This window comes from Vannielia sp. SX4 (assembly GCF_052828525.1).
Map to the genome: position 1 here is coordinate 1,567,541 of NZ_CM128247.1, position 19,721 is coordinate 1,587,261.

21 protein-coding genes are annotated in these 19,721 nt (G+C 66.8%); 13 read left to right on the plus strand and 8 right to left on the minus strand.

Features of this window, described 5'->3' with window-relative positions:
* Positions 1-4: 4 nt before the first annotated feature.
* A complete protein-coding gene (gene urtE / locus ACUXVX_RS07795; RefSeq protein ID WP_222470119.1) occupies positions 5-700 on the plus strand; it encodes an urea ABC transporter ATP-binding subunit UrtE in 696 nt (231 codons plus the stop codon).
* A gap of 40 nt (positions 701-740) precedes the next feature.
* On the opposite strand, the gene ACUXVX_RS07800 is transcribed toward urtE, so the two are convergent.
* Positions 741-1,838 (minus strand): tRNA-dihydrouridine synthase, encoded by a 1,098-nt coding sequence (locus ACUXVX_RS07800; protein ID WP_446311088.1) that lies wholly within the window; start codon positions 1,836-1,838, stop codon positions 741-743.
* 224 nt (positions 1,839-2,062) lie between these two features.
* Here ACUXVX_RS07800 and ACUXVX_RS07805 point away from each other — a divergent pair, with 224 nt between their 5' ends.
* Both ACUXVX_RS07805 and ACUXVX_RS07810 read left to right on the plus strand, forming a co-directional pair.
* Entirely contained in the window at positions 2,063-2,836 is a 774-nt protein-coding gene (locus ACUXVX_RS07805) for a pyrroline-5-carboxylate reductase family protein (RefSeq protein WP_446311089.1), read from the plus strand.
* A gap of 68 nt (positions 2,837-2,904) precedes the next feature.
* Positions 2,905-3,735, plus strand: a complete 831-nt coding sequence (locus tag ACUXVX_RS07810) for a bifunctional allantoicase/(S)-ureidoglycine aminohydrolase (RefSeq protein WP_446311090.1) — start codon at positions 2,905-2,907, stop codon at positions 3,733-3,735.
* Between the two features lie 15 nt (positions 3,736-3,750).
* On the opposite strand, the gene ACUXVX_RS07815 is transcribed toward ACUXVX_RS07810, so the two are convergent.
* Entirely contained in the window at positions 3,751-4,629 is an 879-nt protein-coding gene (locus tag ACUXVX_RS07815) for an NAD(P)/FAD-dependent oxidoreductase (RefSeq protein ID WP_446311091.1), read from the minus strand.
* Positions 4,630-4,633: 4 nt separating this feature from the next.
* Positions 4,634-5,095, minus strand: a complete 462-nt coding sequence (locus tag ACUXVX_RS07820; protein WP_446311092.1) for an Rrf2 family transcriptional regulator — start codon at positions 5,093-5,095, stop codon at positions 4,634-4,636.
* 148 nt (positions 5,096-5,243) lie between these two features.
* On the opposite strand from ACUXVX_RS07820, the gene ACUXVX_RS07825 reads away from it, so the two are divergent.
* Together ACUXVX_RS07825 and ACUXVX_RS07830 are read left to right on the plus strand one after the other, a co-directional pair.
* A complete protein-coding gene (locus ACUXVX_RS07825; RefSeq protein ID WP_446311093.1) occupies positions 5,244-5,711 on the plus strand; it encodes a GNAT family N-acetyltransferase in 468 nt (155 codons plus the stop codon).
* 73 nt (positions 5,712-5,784) lie between these two features.
* A complete protein-coding gene (locus tag ACUXVX_RS07830) occupies positions 5,785-6,756 on the plus strand; it encodes a type I glyceraldehyde-3-phosphate dehydrogenase (RefSeq protein WP_446311094.1) in 972 nt (323 codons plus the stop codon).
* A 164-nt stretch (positions 6,757-6,920) separates the two neighbouring features.
* Here ACUXVX_RS07830 and ACUXVX_RS07835 read toward each other — a convergent pair whose 3' ends face one another.
* Positions 6,921-7,418 carry an ureidoglycolate lyase gene (locus tag ACUXVX_RS07835; RefSeq protein WP_446311095.1) on the minus strand — a complete coding sequence of 166 codons (498 nt, stop codon included), beginning with the start codon at positions 7,416-7,418 and terminating at the stop codon, positions 6,921-6,923.
* A 111-nt stretch (positions 7,419-7,529) separates the two neighbouring features.
* On the opposite strand from ACUXVX_RS07835, the gene uraH reads away from it, so the two are divergent.
* From uraH to cueR, 3 genes are all read left to right on the plus strand, one after another.
* Positions 7,530-7,886, plus strand: a complete 357-nt coding sequence (gene uraH / locus ACUXVX_RS07840) for a hydroxyisourate hydrolase (protein ID WP_446311096.1) — start codon at positions 7,530-7,532, stop codon at positions 7,884-7,886.
* Between the two features lie 69 nt (positions 7,887-7,955).
* On the plus strand, positions 7,956-10,469 hold the full coding sequence (locus ACUXVX_RS07845) for a heavy metal translocating P-type ATPase (RefSeq protein ID WP_446311097.1): 2,514 nt from the start codon (positions 7,956-7,958) through the stop codon (positions 10,467-10,469).
* A complete protein-coding gene (gene cueR, locus ACUXVX_RS07850) occupies positions 10,466-10,849 on the plus strand; it encodes a Cu(I)-responsive transcriptional regulator (protein ID WP_222470108.1) in 384 nt (127 codons plus the stop codon). Before ACUXVX_RS07845 ends, cueR begins: the two co-directional genes overlap by 4 nt.
* 4 nt (positions 10,850-10,853) lie before the next feature.
* Here the strand turns inward: cueR and ACUXVX_RS07855 are convergent, their stop codons facing one another.
* Positions 10,854-12,128 (minus strand): urate hydroxylase PuuD, encoded by a 1,275-nt coding sequence (locus tag ACUXVX_RS07855; protein WP_446311098.1) that lies wholly within the window; start codon positions 12,126-12,128, stop codon positions 10,854-10,856.
* A gap of 119 nt (positions 12,129-12,247) precedes the next feature.
* Positions 12,248-13,417 (minus strand): 4-hydroxybenzoate 3-monooxygenase, encoded by a 1,170-nt coding sequence (gene pobA / locus ACUXVX_RS07860; protein ID WP_446311099.1) that lies wholly within the window; start codon positions 13,415-13,417, stop codon positions 12,248-12,250.
* An 88-nt stretch (positions 13,418-13,505) separates the two neighbouring features.
* On the opposite strand from pobA, the gene ACUXVX_RS07865 reads away from it, so the two are divergent.
* Positions 13,506-14,360 (plus strand): helix-turn-helix domain-containing protein, encoded by an 855-nt coding sequence (locus tag ACUXVX_RS07865; protein ID WP_446311100.1) that lies wholly within the window; start codon positions 13,506-13,508, stop codon positions 14,358-14,360.
* 20 nt (positions 14,361-14,380) lie between these two features.
* Here ACUXVX_RS07865 and ald read toward each other — a convergent pair whose 3' ends face one another.
* A complete protein-coding gene (gene ald, locus ACUXVX_RS07870) occupies positions 14,381-15,499 on the minus strand; it encodes an alanine dehydrogenase (protein ID WP_446311101.1) in 1,119 nt (372 codons plus the stop codon).
* 192 nt (positions 15,500-15,691) lie between these two features.
* On the opposite strand from ald, the gene ACUXVX_RS07875 reads away from it, so the two are divergent.
* On the plus strand, positions 15,692-16,093 hold the full coding sequence (locus ACUXVX_RS07875) for an Lrp/AsnC family transcriptional regulator (RefSeq protein WP_446311517.1): 402 nt from the start codon (positions 15,692-15,694) through the stop codon (positions 16,091-16,093).
* 120 nt (positions 16,094-16,213) lie between these two features.
* A complete protein-coding gene (locus tag ACUXVX_RS07880) occupies positions 16,214-17,446 on the plus strand; it encodes a hypothetical protein (RefSeq protein ID WP_446311102.1) in 1,233 nt (410 codons plus the stop codon).
* An 8-nt stretch (positions 17,447-17,454) separates the two neighbouring features.
* Here ACUXVX_RS07880 and ACUXVX_RS07885 read toward each other — a convergent pair whose 3' ends face one another.
* Positions 17,455-18,264, minus strand: coding sequence for a division plane positioning ATPase MipZ (locus ACUXVX_RS07885; protein WP_446311103.1), 810 nt, complete (start codon positions 18,262-18,264; stop codon positions 17,455-17,457).
* Positions 18,265-18,542: 278 nt separating this feature from the next.
* On the opposite strand from ACUXVX_RS07885, the gene tolQ reads away from it, so the two are divergent.
* A complete protein-coding gene (gene tolQ / locus ACUXVX_RS07890; RefSeq protein WP_222470101.1) occupies positions 18,543-19,238 on the plus strand; it encodes a protein TolQ in 696 nt (231 codons plus the stop codon).
* Position 19,239: 1 nt separating this feature from the next.
* Complete coding sequence (tolR, locus tag ACUXVX_RS07895; RefSeq protein ID WP_222470100.1) at positions 19,240-19,716, plus strand: protein TolR; 477 nt, start codon at positions 19,240-19,242, stop codon at positions 19,714-19,716.
* The last annotated feature ends 5 nt before the right edge of the window (positions 19,717-19,721 follow it).

Sequence of the window (19,721 nt, forward strand, 5' to 3'; positions counted from 1 at the left end):
CGCCATGCTCACGCTCGACGGCCTCACCCTGCATTACGGCCACTCCCAGATCCTGCACGGCATCTCGATGGAGGCCCGGCAGGGCGAAGTCACCTGCGTCATGGGCACCAACGGCGTCGGCAAGACCTCCCTGATGAAGGCGATCAGCGGCACCCACGCCCGCTCCGGCGGCAGCGTCACCTTCGACGGCACCGAGATTGGCAAGCTCCCGGCCCATGAGATGGCCCAACGCGGCCTCGCCTATGTGCCGCAGGGCCGCGATATTTTCCCGCTGCTCACCGTGAAGGAAAATCTCGAAACCGCCTACGCTTGCCTGCCCCGCTCGGAACACGAGATCCCGGGTGAGGTATTCGAGCTCTTCCCGATCCTCAAGGAGTTCATCGGCAGGCGCGGCGGCGACCTCTCCGGGGGCCAGCAGCAGCAACTCGCAATCGCCCGCGCGATGATGACCAAGCCGAAGCTGCTTCTGCTCGACGAGCCGACCGAGGGCATTCAGCCCAACATCATCCAGCAGATCGGCAAGGTCATCGAATACCTGCGCGACCGGGGCGATATGGCGATCATCCTCGTCGAGCAGTATTTCGAATTCGCCTACAACCTCGCCGACCGCTTCGTGGTGCTCCGCCGTGGCGAGGTGCGGGCCTCCGGCGCACGCGGCGAGATCGAGAAGTCGGCGCTCATGGCCGAGGTCAGCGTGTAGGGCGGGACGCGTCCCGCCACACTGCGCCCTTCACCCCGCCTCAGGCGGACTTCGCGTAGCCGCCGTTGTATTCTTCGCTCTTCCGGCGCACCTGCGCGTGCTCCACGATCCGCTCCCGTGCGATCCCCCGGAAATCCTCGATCGAGGAATGGCCCATGCGCTCCATGTAGTCGCTCAGGTCGTCCTTCAGCTCCTGAATGAGCTGCACGCCCACGCCGCCGCTGCCTTTCTCTTCCATCGCCGCCGTGCAAACCTGCAGGTTGCCCGCGCCATGAACGATAAAGTTGAACGCCTCGCGGAAGCCCCGGATCCCGCCGATCCCCGAGATCGACTGGTCGGGATAGGCGCGCGAAATGTCAGACACCCGCTGCAACGCCTGATGCAAGATCGCCAGCCCGCCCAGCCCGCCGGAGGTGACGAGCCCGTCGACCTCCACCTCGAACTTCAGCGTCTCCGGGTCCATCAGCGGCAGCGAGGGGAAGGTGTTGCACAGCGAGATCGAGGCTGCGCCCGCCTCATAGGCCGCCCCGGCGGCATCCACGAGGGTCGAGGTCGCGGGTGTCAGCTTGACCCAGACAGGCACATCCACCGCGCTCTTCACCGCCTTCAGGATGGCGCGGATGATATCCTCGTCATTGGCGATGTTCGCGCCCATGTCCTTGCGGTCCATATGCGGGCACGAAAGGTTCAGCTCCAGCGCGTCGCAGCCCACGTTCACCACGGCCCGCGCCAGCTTGCGCCAGGCTTCCATCTCTTCCTCGTTGCCGCAGCCGGCCATGATCGAGGCAATCACCATGCGGTCGGGGTAGGTGGTCTTGATCTCTTCGAGGTCGGGCAGCCATTGCTCCAGCGGCTGGTCCGAGATCAGCTCCCAGTTCCACGACGAGTGCGAAACGGTGTCGGGCCGCTTCATCCGCGACACATAGGGCTTCTGCTCGCTGGTCCGCTGATAGATCGTCTTGGGCCCGGCCACGTTTTCCACCGGATGCAGACCGATGGTCTTCGTCACCACGCCGCCCCAGCCGGCCTCGAAGGCCTTCAGGATTTTCCGTTTGCTTTCCGTCGGCGGGGCCGAGGCCAGCACGAAGGGGTTAACGAACTCAAGTCCAGTGAAAGTGGTTGCAAGTGTGTTTGCCACGGCGTCCTCGATCCTCTGTTTCCCCTCCAGCGTCCGCCCGTTGCCCCCATTCGGTCAATGAATTTCACGCGCTTCCAACCCCGTGGTCGCAAATTTCTGACCAAATGATCAAAAAATAGTCACAACCGGCGGTTGGCAGCGGGCCTTGACGAGGCTTGCCACTGCGCTTCCCCAAGCCGCGTCACTCCGCTAGGGCAGGGGGAGGCGCATCGCACGGAGGCTTCATGACACTCGCTCAAACGACCCTCGCCCTCATCGGCACCGGCATGTTGGGCCGCGAGATCGCCCGTGGCCTCATGGCCTCCGGCCACCCGCCTGCGCGGCTGATCCTCGCCAACACCACCGGCACCCCGCCCGAAGGCCTGCCCTGCCGCACCACCACGCCCGCCGAGGCCGCCGCAGAGGCCGATGCGCTGCTGCTCTGCGTCCCGCCCGCCGCCGCGCCCGCCCTCGGGATCAGCACCGCCAAGCCCGTGCTCTCCACCATGGCCGGCATCACCCTGGCTCGCCTCACCGAGTTGACAGGAAGCACCCGCACGATCCGCGCCATGTCCTCCCCCGCTGCAGGCGACCGCCTCGCCTTCTCCCCCTTCACCGCCGCCCCCGGCGCCACGGGGGCCGACAAATCCCTCGCCACCGCGATCTTCTCCGCCCTCGGCACCACCGCCGAACTGCCGGACGAAGCGCAGCTCGATGTCTTCACCGCCATCACCGGCCCCGTCCCCGGCTTCGTCGCCTTCTTCGCCGAAGCGGTGCAACGCTACGCCGAGGCAGAGGGCATCGCGCCTGAAACCGCCCTCGCCGCCACCCGCCAGCTCTTCCTCGCCGCAGGCCGGATGATGGCCACCGGCGCTACGCCCGCCGAGCACGTTCAGGAGATGGTCGATTACGCCGGCACCACCGCCGCCGGGCTCGAGGCCATGCGGGCCTCGCCGCTCGCAGGCCTCATCGCCGAGGGCCTCTCCGCCGCCACCGCCCGCGCCCGCACCATCGGCTGACGCGGGGCAGGGGCTTTCCAGCCCGCCCCACCCGGTGCTACCAGAGGCCCACCTCAGGAAAGACCGCCATGACCACCCGCACCTACGCCCGCCCCCCCGGCGGCATGCCGCCCCAGACCGAAAAGCTCTCCTCCTCCGCCGCCTTCACCACCGCCTATGCGGTGATCCCGGCGAGCGTGCAGCGCGATATCGTCACCTCCTTCCTGCCCGGCTGGCGCGAAACGCGCTTCTGGGTGCTGGCCCGCCCGCTCTCCGGCTTTGCCGAGACCTTCTCGCAATACGTGGCCGAGGTCGCGCCCGGCGGCGGCACCGACCGGGACGAGGGCGAGGAGGGGGTGCAATCGGCGCTCTTTCTCACCCATGGCGCGGCGCGGCTGGATATTGGCAGTGAAACCCATCTGCTGACCCCGGGCAGCTTTGCCTACCTGCCCCCCTCCGCGCGCTGGAGCCTTACCGCAGAGGGCGAGGAGGTTGCCGTCTTTCACTGGTTCCGCAAGCGCTACCAGCCCGCGCCGGGCGTGGAGCCGCCTGCCTTCTTCCACCGCAACGACGCCGAGATCGCGCCGGTGCCGATGCCCGCCGAGGGCGGCCTCTGGGGCACCACGCGGTTCATGGATCCGGCCGACATGGCCTTCGATTTCCACATCACCATCGTCACCCTCGACCCGGGCCTCTGCATCCCCTTCCTTGAAACCCACGTCATGGAGCACGGGCTCTACGTGCTGCAGGGCAAGGGCGCCTACCGGCTCAACACCGACTGGGTCGAGGTCGGTCCGGGCGATTTCATGTGGCTCCGCGCCTTCTGCCCGCAGGCCTGCTACGCGGGCGGCCCGGGGCAGTTCCGCTACCTTCTCTACAAGGACGTGAACCGCCACGCGCCGCTGCCGCACCACCCGTAGGGCAACGCGCGCAGCTCAGAACACGAGGCTCCGGTGCACCCCCGCCCCGGCAAAGGCGCCTTGCCCCACGGCCAGCGCAATCGAATGCGGCTGCCGCGCCGCATCCCCGCAGGAGAACACGCCCGCCACGCTGGTCGCGCCCATCGCGTCCACAACCACAATGCCGCCCATCGGCGTCTCTTCCACCGCGCAGCCCAGTGCCTCCGCAATCGGCGAGGCGGGCCAGACCCGGCTCGCGGCAAAGAGCCCGTCGAATTTCAGCGCCCGCCCGTCGGCCAGATGCGCCACCGGTCCGGCCTCCAGCCGCACCAGCGCCGCCTCTTCCACCCGCACGCCCCGCGCTTCCATCGCCGCCACCTGATGCGGCGCGGGCACGAAACCGAAGGGCAAGAACGTCACCTCGCCCCACTCGGTGATCAGCTCCGCCATGTGCACCACCAATTCCGAGCTGCCGATCACGCCAATGTCGCCCTGCTCCAGCTCGTAGCCGTGGCAGTAGGGGCAGTGAAACACCTGCCGCCCCCAAAGTGGCTCCAGCCCCTCGACCTCCGGCAAGTCATCTCGCACGCCGGTCGCCAGCACCAGCCGCCGCCCCTCCAGCACCCGGCCCCCCGCCAGCGCCACCCGGAATCCGTCGATCTCGCCTTCGGCCTCAACCGCCTCACCCTCGACCCACTCCAGCGTGCCGTATTTCTCCAGCTGCGCCCGCGAGATCTCCAGCAGGCTCGCAGGCGGCGTGCCGTCACGGGTGAAGAAACCCTGCGCATGGGCCGCACGTGCATTGCGGGGCTGGCCCGCATCCACCACCGCCACAGTGCGCCGCGCCCGCAGAAGCTGGAGCGCAGCAGATTGGCCGGCGGGGCCACCGCCGATCACGATCGCGTCGAATGTCATGGGGTTATCCTTTTGCTATCCCGGCCTTCCCGCCGGACCTGTGCGCCGCGAACCGGGCGCTGAATTCCTTGGCCAGATCGGCCAGCGTAACGGCGGCAAACCGCTCCAGCAGCAGCGCCTCGGCGGCGGCAAAGGCATCGTCCATCACCGCGTTCACCGCCTGCTCCACAAGGCAGCCCGGCGCCGCGTTCTTGTGGCCGATGGCAAACACCGTCGGCTCCCCGAGCGCCTCGTGCAACTGCCGCAGGGTGACGCCCTCCAAGGGCACCGCCAGCTCCCAGCCGCCCGCCGCGCCTCGCGTCGCCCGCACCAGCCCGGCTTCGCGCAGCAGCCCCATCGTGCGCCGCACCACAACCGGGTTGGTGCACATGCATTTGGCCAGCACCTCAGAGCTCATCGGCCCCTCATGATCGGCCATGTGCAGCAGCGCATGGAGCACCATCGAGAGCCTGCTGTCGCGTTTCATCCGCGCCTCCGTTTAATCGTAACTTTTAATATTACGATTCGCGCACGCCGCGCAATCCCCCATCACACCCCCGTCATCCGGGCCCGCACCGGCTTCCTCCCCCGGCGTTGCCCCGCTACGCCATCGCCAAGCCAACCGGAGCCGCCCCATGCCCGTCACCTTCACCCGCTTGCCCCAGATCGCCCCCGACCTGCTGCTCGCCCACATGAACGACCCGCGCATCGCCGCCCACCTGCCGCTGCTCACCCAGCCGTGGACCCTCGATGAGGTGGCCGATTTCGTCGCCGCGAAAGAGGCGACATGGGCGCGCGACGGTCTCGGCCACTGGGCCTTTCTCGACGACGAGAGCTACATAGGCTGGGGCGGCTTCCAGAAAGAAGGCGACGAGTGGGATTTCGGCCTTGTCCTCACCCCCGCCGCCTTCGGGCAGGGCCTGCGCATCGCGGCGCAGGCGCTCGATCACGCCCGCAAAGATCCGCGCATCCCCTTCGTCACCTTCCTGCTCGCCCCCTCCCGCAGCAACCTCTCGGCGCTCCGCCGCATGGGGGCCGCGCCCGTTGGCGAGGTCACCCACGCCGGCCAGAGCTTCCTCAAGTTCCGGCTGGACACCGCCTGACAGGGCAGGGGTTGCCCCCGGCGTGCGCCCGTCGCAGCCTCCGGCCAAACCTGCCCCCGAGTCGGAGCCCCCCATGACCACCATCGCCATCAACGGCTTCGGCCGGATCGGTCGCACCGTCCTCCGCCAGCTCCTCGCCTCCCGGCCCGGCATTACTCTCGCACTGATCAACGATATCGAGCCGATCGAGACCTGCGCCTACCTCTTCGCCTATGACAGCGTGTTCGGCCCCTGGCCGGGCGAGGTCACGACGGGTCCCGAGCAACTTATCGTCAGCGGCAAGCCGATCCGCTTCACCGCCACGCCCGACCTCTCCACGCTCGATCTCTCCGGCGTCGACGTGGTGCTCGAATGCACCGGCCTAGCCGGCAAGCGCTTCGTGGCCGAGCGCGGGCTGGCGGCGGGCGCGCGCTCGGTGTTGGTGTCTGGCCCTTCCGACGAGGCCGATGTCACCGTGGTCATGGGTGCGAACGATGCCGCGCTCTCCGGCCAGCGGATCGTATCCAACGCCTCCTGCACCACCAACGCCCTCGCACCGCTGCTCCGCGTGCTCGACGAGGCTTTCGGCGTCGAGGCCGGGCAGATGACCACCGTCCATTGCTACACCGGCGCCCAGCCCACGGTGGACGCGCCGCGCAAGGCCCCCGAGCGCTCCCGCGCCGCCGCCCTCTCGATGGTGCCCACCACCACCTCCGCCGCCCGGCTGATCGACCGGGTGCTGCCCGCCCTCGCAGGCCGGATCGAGGCGCGCGCCCTCCGCGTGCCCACTGCCTCCGTCTCTGCCATCGACCTTACCGTGAGCACCCGCGAGACAACCACTTCCGAGGCCGTCAACGCCGCTCTCGCCGCCGCCCGTGGCCCGATCATCGGCAGCACCGATCAGCCGCTGGTCTCCTCCGATCTGCGCGCCCGCCCCGAAAGCCTCATCGTCGCCCCTCGCGAAACCTCCGTCGCTGGCGAGCTGACCCGCGTCTTCGGCTGGTATGACAACGAGTGGGGCTTCTCCGCCCGGATGCTCGACATGGCCGAGCGAATGGGCGCCTGAGCGAGGGAGGGGGGCGTCTGCGGCAGCGCGCGTGCGGTTCGTTAAGGTTTGCGGCGCGGCCAGATCGCGTATGCATCAGTTGTGCATGGGATGTGCATCAGATGTGCATCAGCATTTTCGAAGGTTAACGCGGGTTTCGGGTCGGGGTGTGCGCTGAAGCGCAGTCAGGCGCCCTCGCCGGGGTCCACCCAAAGCGGCGGATCGAGCGGGTATTCCTCAAGGTTCGCCCCCTCTCCGATCCGGTCCAAAACGGCAAACTGCCCCCGCTCGCCAAGCGGCGCCAGCACCCCGTGCCACGTGTTCCGAAGCAGGTTCACCACCTGCCCCGGCAGGCTGACAAAAGCCTGATAATTAACGGGAATCCCGCCTTCATCCTCAGCGACGACCACGATCATCCGCGCGCCGGAAACGGGCATAAACGCTTGGCTCCCCTCCGGATGACGCTCCACCAGATCCACCCTCAACGGCCAATTCCTTGCCTCCGCATCGAAGAGTGAAAGCCCGGCCCGCCCGTCGCCAAAGTCCAGCCGCGCCCTGTCGTGAAACCGCCCGCAGAGGCCAGCATTGATTAACTTGTCCGGCGCCCCTTCGGGCTCGATCACGTCACCAAAGGCCCTAAACCCTTCTGCCGTAAGTGGTTTTGCCGTGATCCGCTCTGCCATTTCACTCCCTTTCGCCCACCCGATTTAACCGCGCGGGCCGGTCACATTGAAGGGTTATTTCCGCCCGCCCGCCTGCTACTCTGGCCCTGCGCAACCACGAAAGGAAAGCCCATGGCGGGATATCTCACCACCCACGTGCTCGACACCGCCCGAGGCGTCCCCGCAGAGGGCCTCGTGATCATGCTGTTCCGCATCGGCGAGGGCGGCGAACGCGAGGGCATTGCCCAGGCCGTCACCAATGAGGATGGCCGAACGGATGCGCCGATGCTCCCGAAAGAGGCCTTTGAAACGGGTACTTACGAGCTGGTCTTCCATGCCGGTCACTACCTGCGCGCGACCATGCAGGGCGAGGAGGGCACGCTGTTTCTCGATGAGGTGCTGATCCGTTTCACCATGTCGGAAGAAAGCCATTACCACGTGCCCCTGCTGCTCTCGCCCTACAGCTATTCGACATATCGCGGCAGTTGACCCTTGACCTTCCAGTGACTGGAAGCCCTATGTAAGGCACCGGGCGACCCCCGCCCCGGAGCCTCCGCTATGCGCGACACCCCTTATTCCACGGCCCGACTCAGCGTCTCGGGCATGACCTGCGGCAAGTGCAGCGCCCGCGTCGAAGCCGCCCTGCTGGCCGCCCCCGGCGTGCAATCCGCCACCGTGACCCGCCAGCCCGGCGAGGCCGTAACTGTTTACGATCCCTCGCAAACCACGCCTAAAGACCTCGCGGCTGCGGTAAGCGACGCAGGCTATCCCGCAACCTCTGAAGTGGCCCCTTTCCAAGCCGAAGAACCCGGCGATGAGGCCGCCCCGCTGTTCGATGAGCCGCGCGAAGAGGCCCCCGGAAGCATCACGCTCAGCATCGAAAACATGCACTGCGCCTCCTGCGTCGGCACCGTCGAAAAGGCCCTGAGCGCCGTGCCGGGCGTGACCTCCGCCTCCGTCAACCTTGCCACTCGCCGCGCGACGGTTCAGGGCGTGGCACAGGTGGAACTACTTGAAAAGGCAAGCAAAGCGGCCGGCTACCCGGCCACAGCCCATCTGCATCACCATGATGCCACACCCGCCGACACGGGCGACGAAACCCGCGCAATGGCCCGCCGCACCCTGATCGCAGCGCTGCTCACCGCGCCGGTCTTTCTGATCGAGATGGGCGGCCACCTCTACCCGCCACTGCACCACTGGGTCACCGCCAATCTCGGCGTAACCCCTTGGCGCATCGTGCAATTCCTGCTCACCACCGCCGTGATCGCCTTTCCCGGTCGCCTCTTCTTCACCTCCGGCATCCCCGCCCTGCTGCGCCGCGCGCCCGAGATGAACGCCCTCGTTGCCCTCGGCGCCGGGGCGGCATGGGCCTATTCGACCCTCGCCACCTTTGCCCCCGGCCTGCTGCCGGACGGCGCAAACCACGTCTATTTCGAGGCCGCCGCCGTCATCGTGACCCTCATCCTTCTGGGCCGCACACTGGAGGCCCGCGCCCGTGGCCAGGCCGGGGCCGCCTTGCGCGGCCTGATGGCGCTCACGCCGGAGACTGCCGCTGTCGAAACGCCGCAAGGCCTTCAGAACAAACCGGTTTCCGAGATCGCGCCGGGCGATATCCTGCACCTCGCGCCCGGTGGCCGTGTGGCCGTGGATGGCATCGTGACCGAGGGCGAAGGCTGGCTCGACGAGGCGATGGTCACCGGTGAATCCGCCCCTGTCGCGAAGGCCCCCGGCGACACGTTGACCGGCGGCACGCTCAACGGCACCACCGCCCTCAGCTACCGCGCCACCGCAGTTGGCGCCGACACGGTGCTCTCGCGCATCGCGGCGCAGGTGGAGCGGGCGCAAGCCACCAAGCTCCCGGTCCAGCGCACCATCGACAAGGTCACGTCCATCTTCGTGCCTGTCGTCCTCGTCATCGCCGTGCTCACCGCCGGGGTCTGGCTCGCCGCCACCGGCGACATCTCCCGCGCCCTCGTCGCCGCCGTTTCGGTGCTGATCATCGCCTGCCCCTGCGCCATGGGTCTGGCCACCCCGGTCTCGATCCTCGTGGCCACCGGGCGGGCGGCGCAGCTCGGTGTGATCTTCCGCCAAGGTGCGGCGCTGGAGCAGCTCGGAGCCGTTGAAACGCTGGCTTTCGACAAGACCGGCACGCTGACCGAGGGCCACCCCGCGCTGACCTCCGTGGTGCCCGAAGGGATCACCCGTGCAGAGGCCCTGCGTCTCGCCGCCTCCGCCGAGGCCCGCTCCGAGCACCCGCTCGCCAAGGCGTTGGTGCAGGCCGCCGAGGCCGAAGGACTCGCGCTCTCTCCAGCGACGAAGGCCACAGCCAAACCCGGCCACGGGCTCACCGCAACAGTGGAGGGCAAGGCCCTGATCCTGGGCGGAAAACGCAGCATGGATGCTGAAGGCCTGAGCGTTCCGCCTGCGCTGGCGCTAGCGTTGGATGAGGCCGAAACCCGCGCCGAAACCGCGTTTTTCCTCGCCGTCGATGGTACCGTGGTCGCCCTCTTCACCGTCGCTGACCCGGTGAAGCCCGATGCCGCCCCCGCCCTGAAGGCCCTCAAAACCCGCGGCGTCTCTCTCGCGCTGCTCTCGGGCGATGCCCTGCGTGTAGCGCAGGCTGTGGCGGGTGACCTTGGCATCGACGCACCGGAGGGAGGCCTGCTTCCGGCGGACAAGCTGGCCCGCATCGAAGCGCTAAAGGCTGCAGGCCCGGTAGGCTTCGTCGGCGACGGCATCAACGACGCGCCCGCGCTCGCCGCCGCCGATGTCGGCCTCGCCATCGGCACCGGCACCGAGGTTGCGGTGGAGGCCGCCGATGTGGTGCTGCTCTCCGGGCGCCTTGCGGGCCTCACCGCCGCGCATGAAATCTCCCGCCGTGCCATGGCCAACATCCGCCAAAACCTCGCTTGGGCCTTTGGCTACAACGTGCTGCTGATCCCGGTCGCCGCTGGTGTGCTCGTCCCCTTCGGCGGGCCGCAGCTGTCCCCCATGCTCGGGGCAGGCGCCATGGCGCTCTCGTCCCTCGCCGTTGTTGCCAATGCCTTGCGCCTGAGGAGGGCCGCCGCATGAACATTTCCGAAGCCGCCACCCGCGCCGGGCTGCCGCCCAAGACGATCCGCTATTACGAGGACATCGGCCTGATCACCCCTGATAGGGGCACCAATGGCTATCGCAGCTTCTCCGAGACCCATATTCACAAGCTTCACTTCCTCGCCCGCGCCCGAGGCCTAGGCTTTTCGGTCGAGGATTGCCGGACGCTGCTGGCCCTCTACGAGGATTCAGGCCGCGCTTCAGCGGATGTGAAAGCGGTGGCGCAGGAGCATCTCGCGCAGATCGAGGCCAAGATCGCAGAGCTGACCGCGATGCGTGACACGCTGACAGATCTGGTGCATGCCTGCGCGGGCGATCATCGGCCCGATTGCCCAATTCTCAAAGGGTTGGAGCAGTAAAGGCTCAGTCCGCCGCCGCTTCAGCAAGCCGGTACGGCACTGGAAGCGCCGCAACGGCGGCCCGATACCACGCCCGGATCGCCGCCCGCTCCTCCGGCTCCATGTAGCTCACGTTGGCCGGCGGCATCGCCTCGCTCACGCCCGATTGCAGGTAGATCTGCCGCGCCGCGCGCAGGATGTCGGGCCGGGTCTCGAGGAAAAGGTGCTTGGGCGCGTAGGGCACGCCGTCATAGACCGTCTCGCGGGCGTGGCACATTGAGCAGCGGCCCAGCACGATGCTTTCCACGGCCTCAAAGCCCTCCGCTACGGCCAGCATCTCCTGCCGGGGCGTGAGCGCAGCCTCTTCGGCCTCCTCGTAACTTTCCTGCTCAAAGCCCGCGGTTGAGAGCCACATGATCACCACGAAGAGCCCCGCCGTCACCGCCCATGTCCACCACGGCCAGGGCTTGCCCATGTGCTTGGTGTTGAAGAAATGGCGGATCGTGACCCCCATCAAAAAGACCAGCCCCGCTATGATCCAGCTGTACTCGGTGGCAAAGGCCAGCGGGTAGTGGTTGGAGAGCATCAGGAAGAGCACCGGCAGGGTGAGGTAGTTGTTGTGGGTCGAGCGCAGCTTGGCGATCTTGCCGTATTTCGCATCGGGCGTGCGGCCCGCCTTGAGATCGGCCACCACGATCCGCTGGTTCGGCATGATGATGAAGAAAACGTTGGCGGTCATGATCGTGGCGGTGAAGGCCCCGAGGTGCAGCATCATTGCTCGCCCGGTGAAGATCTGAGAGTACCCCCAGCCCATCGCCATCAGCAGGACAAAGAGCAGCACCATCAGCAGGGTAGGGCGCATGGCCATGCCGCTCTTGCAGAGAAAATCATAGACCAGCCAGCCGATGGTAAGCGAGCCCGCCGAAATCAGGATTGCCTGCCACGGCGCAAGGTCAGCCTTGGCCGCGTCGATCAGGTAAAACTCCGCGCCGACCCAGTAAACAATGGCCAGCAAAGCCGCGCCGGAGAGCCACGTGGTGTAGCTCTGCCACTTGAACCACACCAGATGGTCGGGCAACTCGCGCGGGGCCACTGTGAACTTCTTCATCTGGTAGAAGCCGCCGCCATGCACCTGCCACTCCTCGCCCGCCACGCCCTCGCGCCGGTCGGTCGAGGGGCGCAGCCCGAGGTCGAGCGCGATGAAGTAGAAGCTGTCGCCGATCCAGGCGATGGCCGCGATGACATGCAGCCAGCGGACGGCAAAGCCGAGCCAGTCCCAGATGGTGGCCAGATCACTCATGATGCGTTCCGATGTGTCCCTTGTCAGACCCACCGTAACCGACGGGCCGCCCTTGTCCATTGACAAGCGGCCCGCCGACCGGCCTGCCCCTGCCGGGGTGCCGAAAATTCAGGCGGTTTTCAGTAGGGCAGGCCTACGTAATTCTCGGCCAGAACCTTCTGGGCCGCCTCGCTGTCGCGCAGAAATTCCATTTCGGCCCGCTGGATGCGCAGGTCAAAGTCGGTCTGGTCGGGGAAGCGATGCAACTGCGTTGTCATCCACCACGAGAACCGCTCGGCCTTCCACACACGCGTGAGGGCGGTTTCGGAGTAGCGCTCAAGTCCATCGGCGTCGGCCTCCTCGTAGAACTGGACGAGCGCGTTGAAGAGGTAGTGGATATCCGAGGCCGCGGTGTTCAGCCCCTTCGCGCCGGTCGGCGGCACGATATGGGCCGCGTCTCCGCACAGGAACAGCCGCCCCCAACGCATCGGCTCGCAGACAAAGCTGCGCAGCGGGGCGATGCCCTTCTCGATCGAGGGGCCGGTCACCATCGCCTCGGCGTGATGGGCGGGCAGGCGGCGGCGCAGCTCATCCCAGAACCGGTCGTCCGACCACTCCTCGACCTTCTCGGTCATCGGACACTGCACAAAGTAGCGGCTGAGGTTCTCGTTCCGCATCGAGCACAGGGCAAAGCCGCGCTGCGAGGTGGCATAGATCAGCTCTTCATGGACCGGCGGGGTTTCCGACAGGATGCCGAGCCAACCAAACGGGTAGGTCTTTTCGTATTCCCGCCGCTTCTCAGCCGGGATCATCTGCCGCGAGATGCCATGAAACCCGTCGCATCCGGCCACGTAATCGCAGTCGATCCGCTGCGTTTGCCCATCCTTAACGAATGTGACGTAGGGTTTGTCACTGTCGAGGTCGTGGGGCATGACCTCGTCGCATTCCGTCAGAACCCGGCCCGGGTCGGCTTCGGCGGCATCGTAGAGATCGCGGGTCACCTCGGTCTGGCCGTACACGGTGACGGAATGTCCGGTGAGCGCCTTGAAGTCGATCGGGATCTCTTCGCCGTCAAAGGCAATGAGCGTGCCATCGTGGACATAGCATTCCTTGTCCATCCGCTCGCCCAGCCCGGCCTGCCGCATCAGGCCGACCATGCCGCGCTCGAGGATGCCCGCACGGATGCGCGAGAGCACGTAGTCGCGCGAGCGGCGCTCAAGTACCACGCTGGCAATGCCCTTGGTGCGAAGAAGTTGAGAGAGCAGCAGGCCGGAGGGCCCGCCGCCGATGATGGCGACTTGAGTGCGCATGGAATGTCCTCCCTGTTCGGGGCCATTCTGGCGCGAAGACCGCGCGGCCCGAATGGACGGCCCGCGCGAATACTTGTACATTTCGAACATGACGCAACAGGCCGGTATAACCAGCTACAACCTCTTCGGCGAAACGGCCGATCTTGCCGATGTGGTGCATTGCGAGACCATCGCGGCGCGGTCGATCTTGCACGATTGGCAACTCTCGCCGCATCGCCATGCACGTTTGCATCAGGTTCTGCTGCTGTCCTCCGGGGGCGGCGTCGCGCTGGTCGAGGGGCGGGAGCGGGCGCTCGGGCCGGAGGCGGTGGTAAACATGCCCGCCGGCGCGGTGCATGGCTTCCGGTTCGATCCGGGCACGGAGGGGTGGGTGCTGACCCTGCCATCGGAGCTGCTTGACCAGATCCTGCGGCCCGCCGAGGGGCTTTGGGCCGAATTAAAGCACCCGCGCGTTGCGCAGGGTGCCGGGGGGCTGGCCGGGGCGATGCAGGATATTTTCGCCGAATATCAGGGCCGTAGCTTTGCCCGCGCTCAGATGCTGCGGATGCTGGCCGGGCAGGTTCTGGCGCTGGTGGCACGTCATCTCTCGGGGCAGGCACGGGCGGGGCAGGGGGTGGCGCATCCTCTGTTTCGGCGGCTGGAGGCGTTGATCGAGGCCCGCTTTGCCGAGCGCCTTCCTGTGGCCGAGGTCGCCCGCGCTCTCGCGGTTAGCCCGCAGCACCTGAGCCGGATCACCCGCGACGCTACGGGCCAGCCGGTGAGCGCCCTCATCGCCGCCCGCAGCCACCGCGAGGCGCGGCGTTTGCTGACCTACACCAACCTGCCCGTGCAGCAGGTGGCCTTCCGCCTAGGCTACGCCGACCCTGCGCATTTTTCGCGGGCGTTCACCCGCGAAGCCGGGGTCAGCCCCCGGGCCTTCAGGGCGGCGATGGAAGCCCCGTAATCCGGGGCTTCCATGCGATTTCAGAGCTTTAGAGCCAGCGACGGTGAGAGCACGTCGATCCCGAGGGCGCGACCCACGGCGTAGTTCGTCAGCCGCCCGGCATGGGTGTTCAGCCCGGCCATCAGGTGCTCGTCCGCCTCGCAGGCAGCCTTCCAGCCGTTGTTGGCCAGCGCGATGACAAATGGCAGCGTCGCGTTGCCGAGTGCCAGCGTCGAGGTGCGCGGCACGGCACCGGGCATGTTGGCGACGCAGTAATGCACGATGCCGTCGACCTCGTAGATCGGGTCTTCATGGGTCGTGGCCTTCGAGGTCTCGAAACAGCCGCCCTGGTCGATCGCCACGTCGACCAGCACCGCGCCGGGCTTCATGCCCGACAGTTCCGCCCGGCTCACCAGCTTGGGTGCCGCCGCGCCTGGGATGAGCACGGCGCCCACCACCATATCGGCCCGCGCTACGAGTTCCGCGGTGGTCGCTGCGCTCGCGTAACGGGTTGAAAACTCTCCGCGAAAGGCATCGTCGAGGTAGCGCAGCCTGGGCAGGGAGCGGTCGAGCACGGTCACATGGGCGCCCATGCCGGAGGCAACCCGCGCCGCCTGCGTGCCGACCACGCCGCCCCCGACCACGACAACCTCGGCCGGGCCGACACCCGGCACGCCGCCCATCAGCACGCCGCGTCCGCCATTGGCCTTTTGCAGCGCCCATGCGCCCACCTGCGGCGCGAGCTTGCCGGCGACTTCGCTCATCGGGGCGAGCAGGGGCAGGCCACCGGCGCGGTCGGTCACGGTTTCATAGGCGATGGCGGTCACGCCGCTTTCGAGCAGATCCTTGGTTTGCTCCGGGTCGGGGGCGAGGTGGAGATAAGTGAAGAGGATCTGGCCTTCGCGCAGCATCTTCCGCTCCGCCGCCTGCGGCTCCTTCACCTTCACCACCATCTCGGCCTCGGCAAAGACCTGCTCCGCACTCTCCGCGATCCGGGCGCCTGCGGCCTCGTAATCCGCATCCGCAAACCCGGCTCCCGCACCTGCGCCGGCTTGCATCAGCACCTCGTGGCCGTGGGCCACGGCCTCCTGAGCGGCAGCAGGGGTCAGCCCCACGCGGTATTCCTGTGCCTTGATCTCGCTCGGGCATCCGATCTTCATGTTGGTCCTCCCTTTCCTGCGCGAAGTGTCGCACGCGCCGCCCGCAATCGCTTTGACATTTGAGCCGCCCGACGCCAGCCTGACGCCCGTTCTCAAGCGCCGCACAAGGCTTTGACGGGAGATTTTTGCGTGGAGACGGAAATCGACGAAACCGACCGCCGGATACTCGCCGCCCTGCAGCGCCGCGGGCGGATGACCTCGGCGGAACTGGCGGAAGCGGTCAACCTATCGCCCTCGGCCTGCCATCGGCGGGTGCAGCGGCTGGAGAAGGCCAAGGTGATCCGCGATTACGTGGCGCTGCTTGACGCCCGAAAGCTGGGGCTCGCCACCACCGTCTTCGTCGAGATCCGGCTGGCGGGCCAGACTGACGATATTCTCGACGCCTTCGAAAAGGCCGTGGCCCGGGTGCCTGCCGTGCTTGAGTGCCATCTGCTCGGCGGCGCGGCGGATTACCTGCTCAAGGTCGTGGCGGAAGATACCGAGGATTTTGCCCGCATCCACCGCCAATACCTCGCCCGCCTGCCCGGCGTGCAGGGCATGCAATCGAGCTTCGCGTTGCGCACGGTCTTCAAGACCACGGCGCTGCCAACCTGAAGACGCAGCAAGCACCGCCGTTTCGCCAATTCGCCCCGCAGATTTCGCCAACCTGCCCCATTGCCGCCACAGGTTTGTATCACAACCGGCAACAATGAGGGCTAGTGCAAGGGGCGATCGATGGGTGGCCTGAACCGTATATTCGCTGTTCTGGCGTGGCCAATCCTGTTGGCGGGCGTGGGTGCGTTCGGCCTCGGCGGCTGGATTTTGCTGGAAGAAATCAAGACCAGCAGCGCTTTGCGGGCGGTGGCCGAGGCGCCCCAGCCGCAGGCCGTGACCATCGAGGCCTTCGATCCCGCAACTGATATTCATGCCTCTGCCGAGGTGCATGTGATGGGCCAGCTCGACCTGTCCATGCAATACGATCTGCTCGCGCCGGGTGGCCCGGAGGGCGATTACCTCGGCGTGATGATCCCGGTCTATCCCTACGCAGCCGAAAACACACTCGGCCCCGCGCTGGGCGTGCTGCTCTACGATCAGGGGCCAGGCGGGCAGACCATCGGCGAAGTCGAAGTGAACAGCCTTGTCGCACAGATCGACGGGGAAGGCGCGGTTGGGCCTTATATCTCGGTGGGAGGACAGGCAGCCAACCCGGGCCTCTATCGTGCGCTGGTGCTCGATGCCTTTATCGAGAATGAGCGCTCCATCGCGGACGATTTCCTGACCATCGCGCCGTTCCGGGCCGGGCGGGCGGCAGACCTTGCTGCCGCACCGGATGTCGAGCAGCCGATGATCCTTGGCATGGGCGGCACAATTGCCGTGCTTCTGGCCATGATCGGCTTTGCCCGCGGGCGTGCCGCCAAGCGCCGTGCTCCTGACCAGCCCGAGGCGCAGGCCAAGGAGGTCGCAGTCGAGGACGATCCTTTTGTTGACCCCTTCGCGGTGGATGCCGCCACCGGGCAGGTGTTCATCCCGTCCTACAGCCCTGAAATGGCCGATGGCTCAACCGGCACGGCCCTGATGCGCGAGGTGCTCGCGCTGGGGCGCCGCGCCGATGAGACCGGCACCTATACCGCCCGCCGTGACGGGATCGACGATTTCGCCGCGCTCGATAGTGGCGGGTTGAAGCGCCCCTTGGCCGGGCGCGGTGTGCCGGAAAAGCTGGCGGGTCCGAAGCCGGTGAAGAAGGAAAGTGCGCTGGCTGGGAAGCAGGACCCGACACAGGCCGCCGACATCATGGCTGCCGTTCAGGCCGAGATCGCCTCGCCGCTCAAAGCCAAGGCCCATGGAGGAGACGCAGGCGATATCTTTGCCGCGGTGCAAGCTGCCGTGCAGACGCAGCCGGCCAAGACAAAGCCCATGGGCTTCTCCAATGCCGCTGTGGAGGCTGCGCAGAACCCGTTCGGCAAGTGAGCAGAACCTCAGAAGTCGGCTGAGACGCCGGGCAACCGCAGGTTGGTAATCAGGTCGCGCAGTTCCTGACGGGCGGCGACGTTGGAGATGTTCAGCCGCTCCACGCCCACATCCCCGAGGTCCAGCAGTGTCAGCCCGCGCGGGAACAGCTCGCGGAAGATGACCCGCTCAGAGAAGCCCGCCGCCGCGCGGAAGCCAATGCGCTTGGAAAGCTTGTCGAGCGCGTCGCCAATCTTCTTCTTGTTGTGCATGGCTTGCGGGCCAAGACGGTTGCGCACCACCAGCCAATCAATCGGCGGCAACCCGGCTTGCGCGCGCACCTGACGGGCGGACCAGACCATCTCGGAATAGACGGAAGGGCCGAGGATCTTGCCAGAGGCCGGGTCGATGCGGGCCAGCAGGTCGAAGTCGACGAAGCTGTCATTGAGCGGTGTCACGAGAGTGTCGGCCAGCGAATGGGCGACCTGGCTGAGCCGCGTGTGCGAGCCGGGGCAGTCGATCAGGATGTAATCCATATCGCCTTCCAGCCCGGCCACGGCGGCCGACAGGCGGCGATCATAGATGTTTTCACCTGCTTCGAGGCTCGCCTGATCTACCTGCGGCAACTCGCGAAAGACCGGCCCGGCGAGGGTGATGCCCTGCGCCTCGGCAAAGGTGCGGCGGTTGTCGAGGTAGCGGGCAAAGCTGCGCTGGCGCAGATCGAGGTCGAGTGCGCCCACCTTCCAGCCCATGCGGGCCAGTGCGGTTGAAATGTGCATCGAGGTCGTGGATTTGCCCGACCCGCCCTTTTCATTGCCGACGACGATGATATGCGCCATGGCCCTTGCCCTTCTGACTGCGCCAGCCCGCAGCCTCTGCCCCAATCTTGTTTGGCGCGCACCATATATGCCGCCTGCAACCGCGAAAAGCGGGTCGGTGCGTTTTTCGACATTTGTGGCCCGCGGGCAGGGCTGCGCCTATCTTTGCCCATCACGCGATGGTGTTGGCTTTTGCTCTTCCGCCTCTGTATAGTTCGCGCCAGAAGGCCGCCAGAAGAGCGGCCCCTATCGGGCGGCCCCGCACGGGGCGACATTACAAGAGGCGGGAACAGAGGCACATGGGTTCCGAAACAGCTGCTTTGGCGCAGGAGATAGATTTCTCCCTGCTTGCGCTTTTCATGCGCGCTACGCTTACCGTGAAGATCGTGATGATCCTGCTGATCATCGCCTCTTTCTGGTCGTGGAAGATCATTATCGAAAAGATCATGATGTACCGGCTGCGCCGCTCCGAGGCGGGCAGCTTTGACCGGGCGTTCTGGTCGGGCGAGCCGCTCGATGAGCTTTTCGACCAAATCGGCACCGAGCCCAAGGGCGCGAGCCAAAAGATCTTTGCCTCCGGCATGATCGAGTGGCGCCGGTCGCACCGCGAAGATGGCGCGCTGATCGCCGGGGCACAGGCCCGGATAGACCGTTCGATGGACGTGGCCATTGCTAAGGAAACCGACAAGCTCAACCAGGGCCTGCCGTTTCTGGCGACCGTCGGCTCCACTGCGCCCTTCGTTGGCCTGTTCGGCACGGTCTGGGGCATCAAGAACGCATTCGAAGAGATCGCCGTGAGCCGGTCCACCGACCTTGCCGTCGTCGCGCCGGGCATTGCAGAGGCGCTGGTCGCCACCGGTCTCGGCCTTCTCGCGGCTATCCCGGCGGTGATTTTCTACAACAAGCTGTCGTCTGACAGTGACCGCATCGCCGGCAACTACGAGAGCTTTGCCGACGAATTCGCCACAATCCTCTCGCGCCAGTTGGACAGCTGACATGGGGGCGGGTGTCATCAACACCGGCGGCGGCAACCGCAAGCGCCGCTCGCGCGGGCGGGGCCGGGCCGCGGCGATGAGCGAAATCAACGTCACGCCCTTTGTCGACGTGATGCTGGTGCTGCTCATTATCTTCATGGTTGCCGCCCCGCTCCTGACCGTGGGTGTGCCGATCCAGCTGCCCGAGACGGCGGCGCAGGCGCTGCCCTCCGAGCAGGAGGAGCCGCTGACCATTACGCTGACCGCCGAGGGCGAAACCCTGATCCAGACCACGCCGGTAGATGAGGCAGCCCTGGTGACGCGCCTGCGGGCCATTGCCGCCGAGCGGGCGGATGACAAGGTATTCCTGCGCGCTGATGGCGCCATTCCCTACGAGCGGGTGATGCGGATCATGGGCGCGTTGAACGCCGGCGGCTTCGGCAACATCGGCCTGGTGACCGACACTGGCGGCCCCACGCTCGACGGGTCGGACGGGTAGGGGGC

Bases quoted from the DNA above. Each gene is read 5' to 3' on its own strand.
- ACUXVX_RS07830 (WP_446311094.1), top strand. From the start codon at position 5,785: ATGACCACCATCGCCATCAACGGCTTCGGCCGGATCGGTCGCACCGTC.
- ACUXVX_RS07845 (WP_446311097.1), top strand. From the start codon at position 7,956: ATGCGCGACACCCCTTATTCCACGGCCCGACTCAGCGTCTCGGGCATG.
- ACUXVX_RS07810 (WP_446311090.1), top strand. From the start codon at position 2,905: ATGACCACCCGCACCTACGCCCGCCCCCCCGGCGGCATGCCGCCCCAG.
- ACUXVX_RS07835 (WP_446311095.1), bottom strand. From the start codon at position 7,418: ATGGCAGAGCGGATCACGGCAAAACCACTTACGGCAGAAGGGTTTAGG.
- pobA (WP_446311099.1), bottom strand. From the start codon at position 13,417: ATGCGCACTCAAGTCGCCATCATCGGCGGCGGGCCCTCCGGCCTGCTG.
- ACUXVX_RS07855 (WP_446311098.1), bottom strand. From the start codon at position 12,128: ATGAGTGATCTGGCCACCATCTGGGACTGGCTCGGCTTTGCCGTCCGC.
- ACUXVX_RS07875 (WP_446311517.1), top strand. From the start codon at position 15,692: ATGACCTCGGCGGAACTGGCGGAAGCGGTCAACCTATCGCCCTCGGCC.
- ACUXVX_RS07825 (WP_446311093.1), top strand. From the start codon at position 5,244: ATGCCCGTCACCTTCACCCGCTTGCCCCAGATCGCCCCCGACCTGCTG.
- ACUXVX_RS07805 (WP_446311089.1), top strand. From the start codon at position 2,063: ATGACACTCGCTCAAACGACCCTCGCCCTCATCGGCACCGGCATGTTG.
- uraH (WP_446311096.1), top strand. From the start codon at position 7,530: ATGGCGGGATATCTCACCACCCACGTGCTCGACACCGCCCGAGGCGTC.
- tolR (WP_222470100.1), top strand. From the start codon at position 19,240: ATGGGGGCGGGTGTCATCAACACCGGCGGCGGCAACCGCAAGCGCCGC.
- ACUXVX_RS07865 (WP_446311100.1), top strand. From the start codon at position 13,506: ATGACGCAACAGGCCGGTATAACCAGCTACAACCTCTTCGGCGAAACG.
- ACUXVX_RS07820 (WP_446311092.1), bottom strand. From the start codon at position 5,095: ATGAAACGCGACAGCAGGCTCTCGATGGTGCTCCATGCGCTGCTGCAC.
- urtE (WP_222470119.1), top strand. From the start codon at position 5: ATGCTCACGCTCGACGGCCTCACCCTGCATTACGGCCACTCCCAGATC.
- ald (WP_446311101.1), bottom strand. From the start codon at position 15,499: ATGAAGATCGGATGCCCGAGCGAGATCAAGGCACAGGAATACCGCGTG.
- ACUXVX_RS07815 (WP_446311091.1), bottom strand. From the start codon at position 4,629: ATGACATTCGACGCGATCGTGATCGGCGGTGGCCCCGCCGGCCAATCT.
- ACUXVX_RS07885 (WP_446311103.1), bottom strand. From the start codon at position 18,264: ATGGCGCATATCATCGTCGTCGGCAATGAAAAGGGCGGGTCGGGCAAA.
- cueR (WP_222470108.1), top strand. From the start codon at position 10,466: ATGAACATTTCCGAAGCCGCCACCCGCGCCGGGCTGCCGCCCAAGACG.
- ACUXVX_RS07880 (WP_446311102.1), top strand. From the start codon at position 16,214: ATGGGTGGCCTGAACCGTATATTCGCTGTTCTGGCGTGGCCAATCCTG.
- tolQ (WP_222470101.1), top strand. From the start codon at position 18,543: ATGGGTTCCGAAACAGCTGCTTTGGCGCAGGAGATAGATTTCTCCCTG.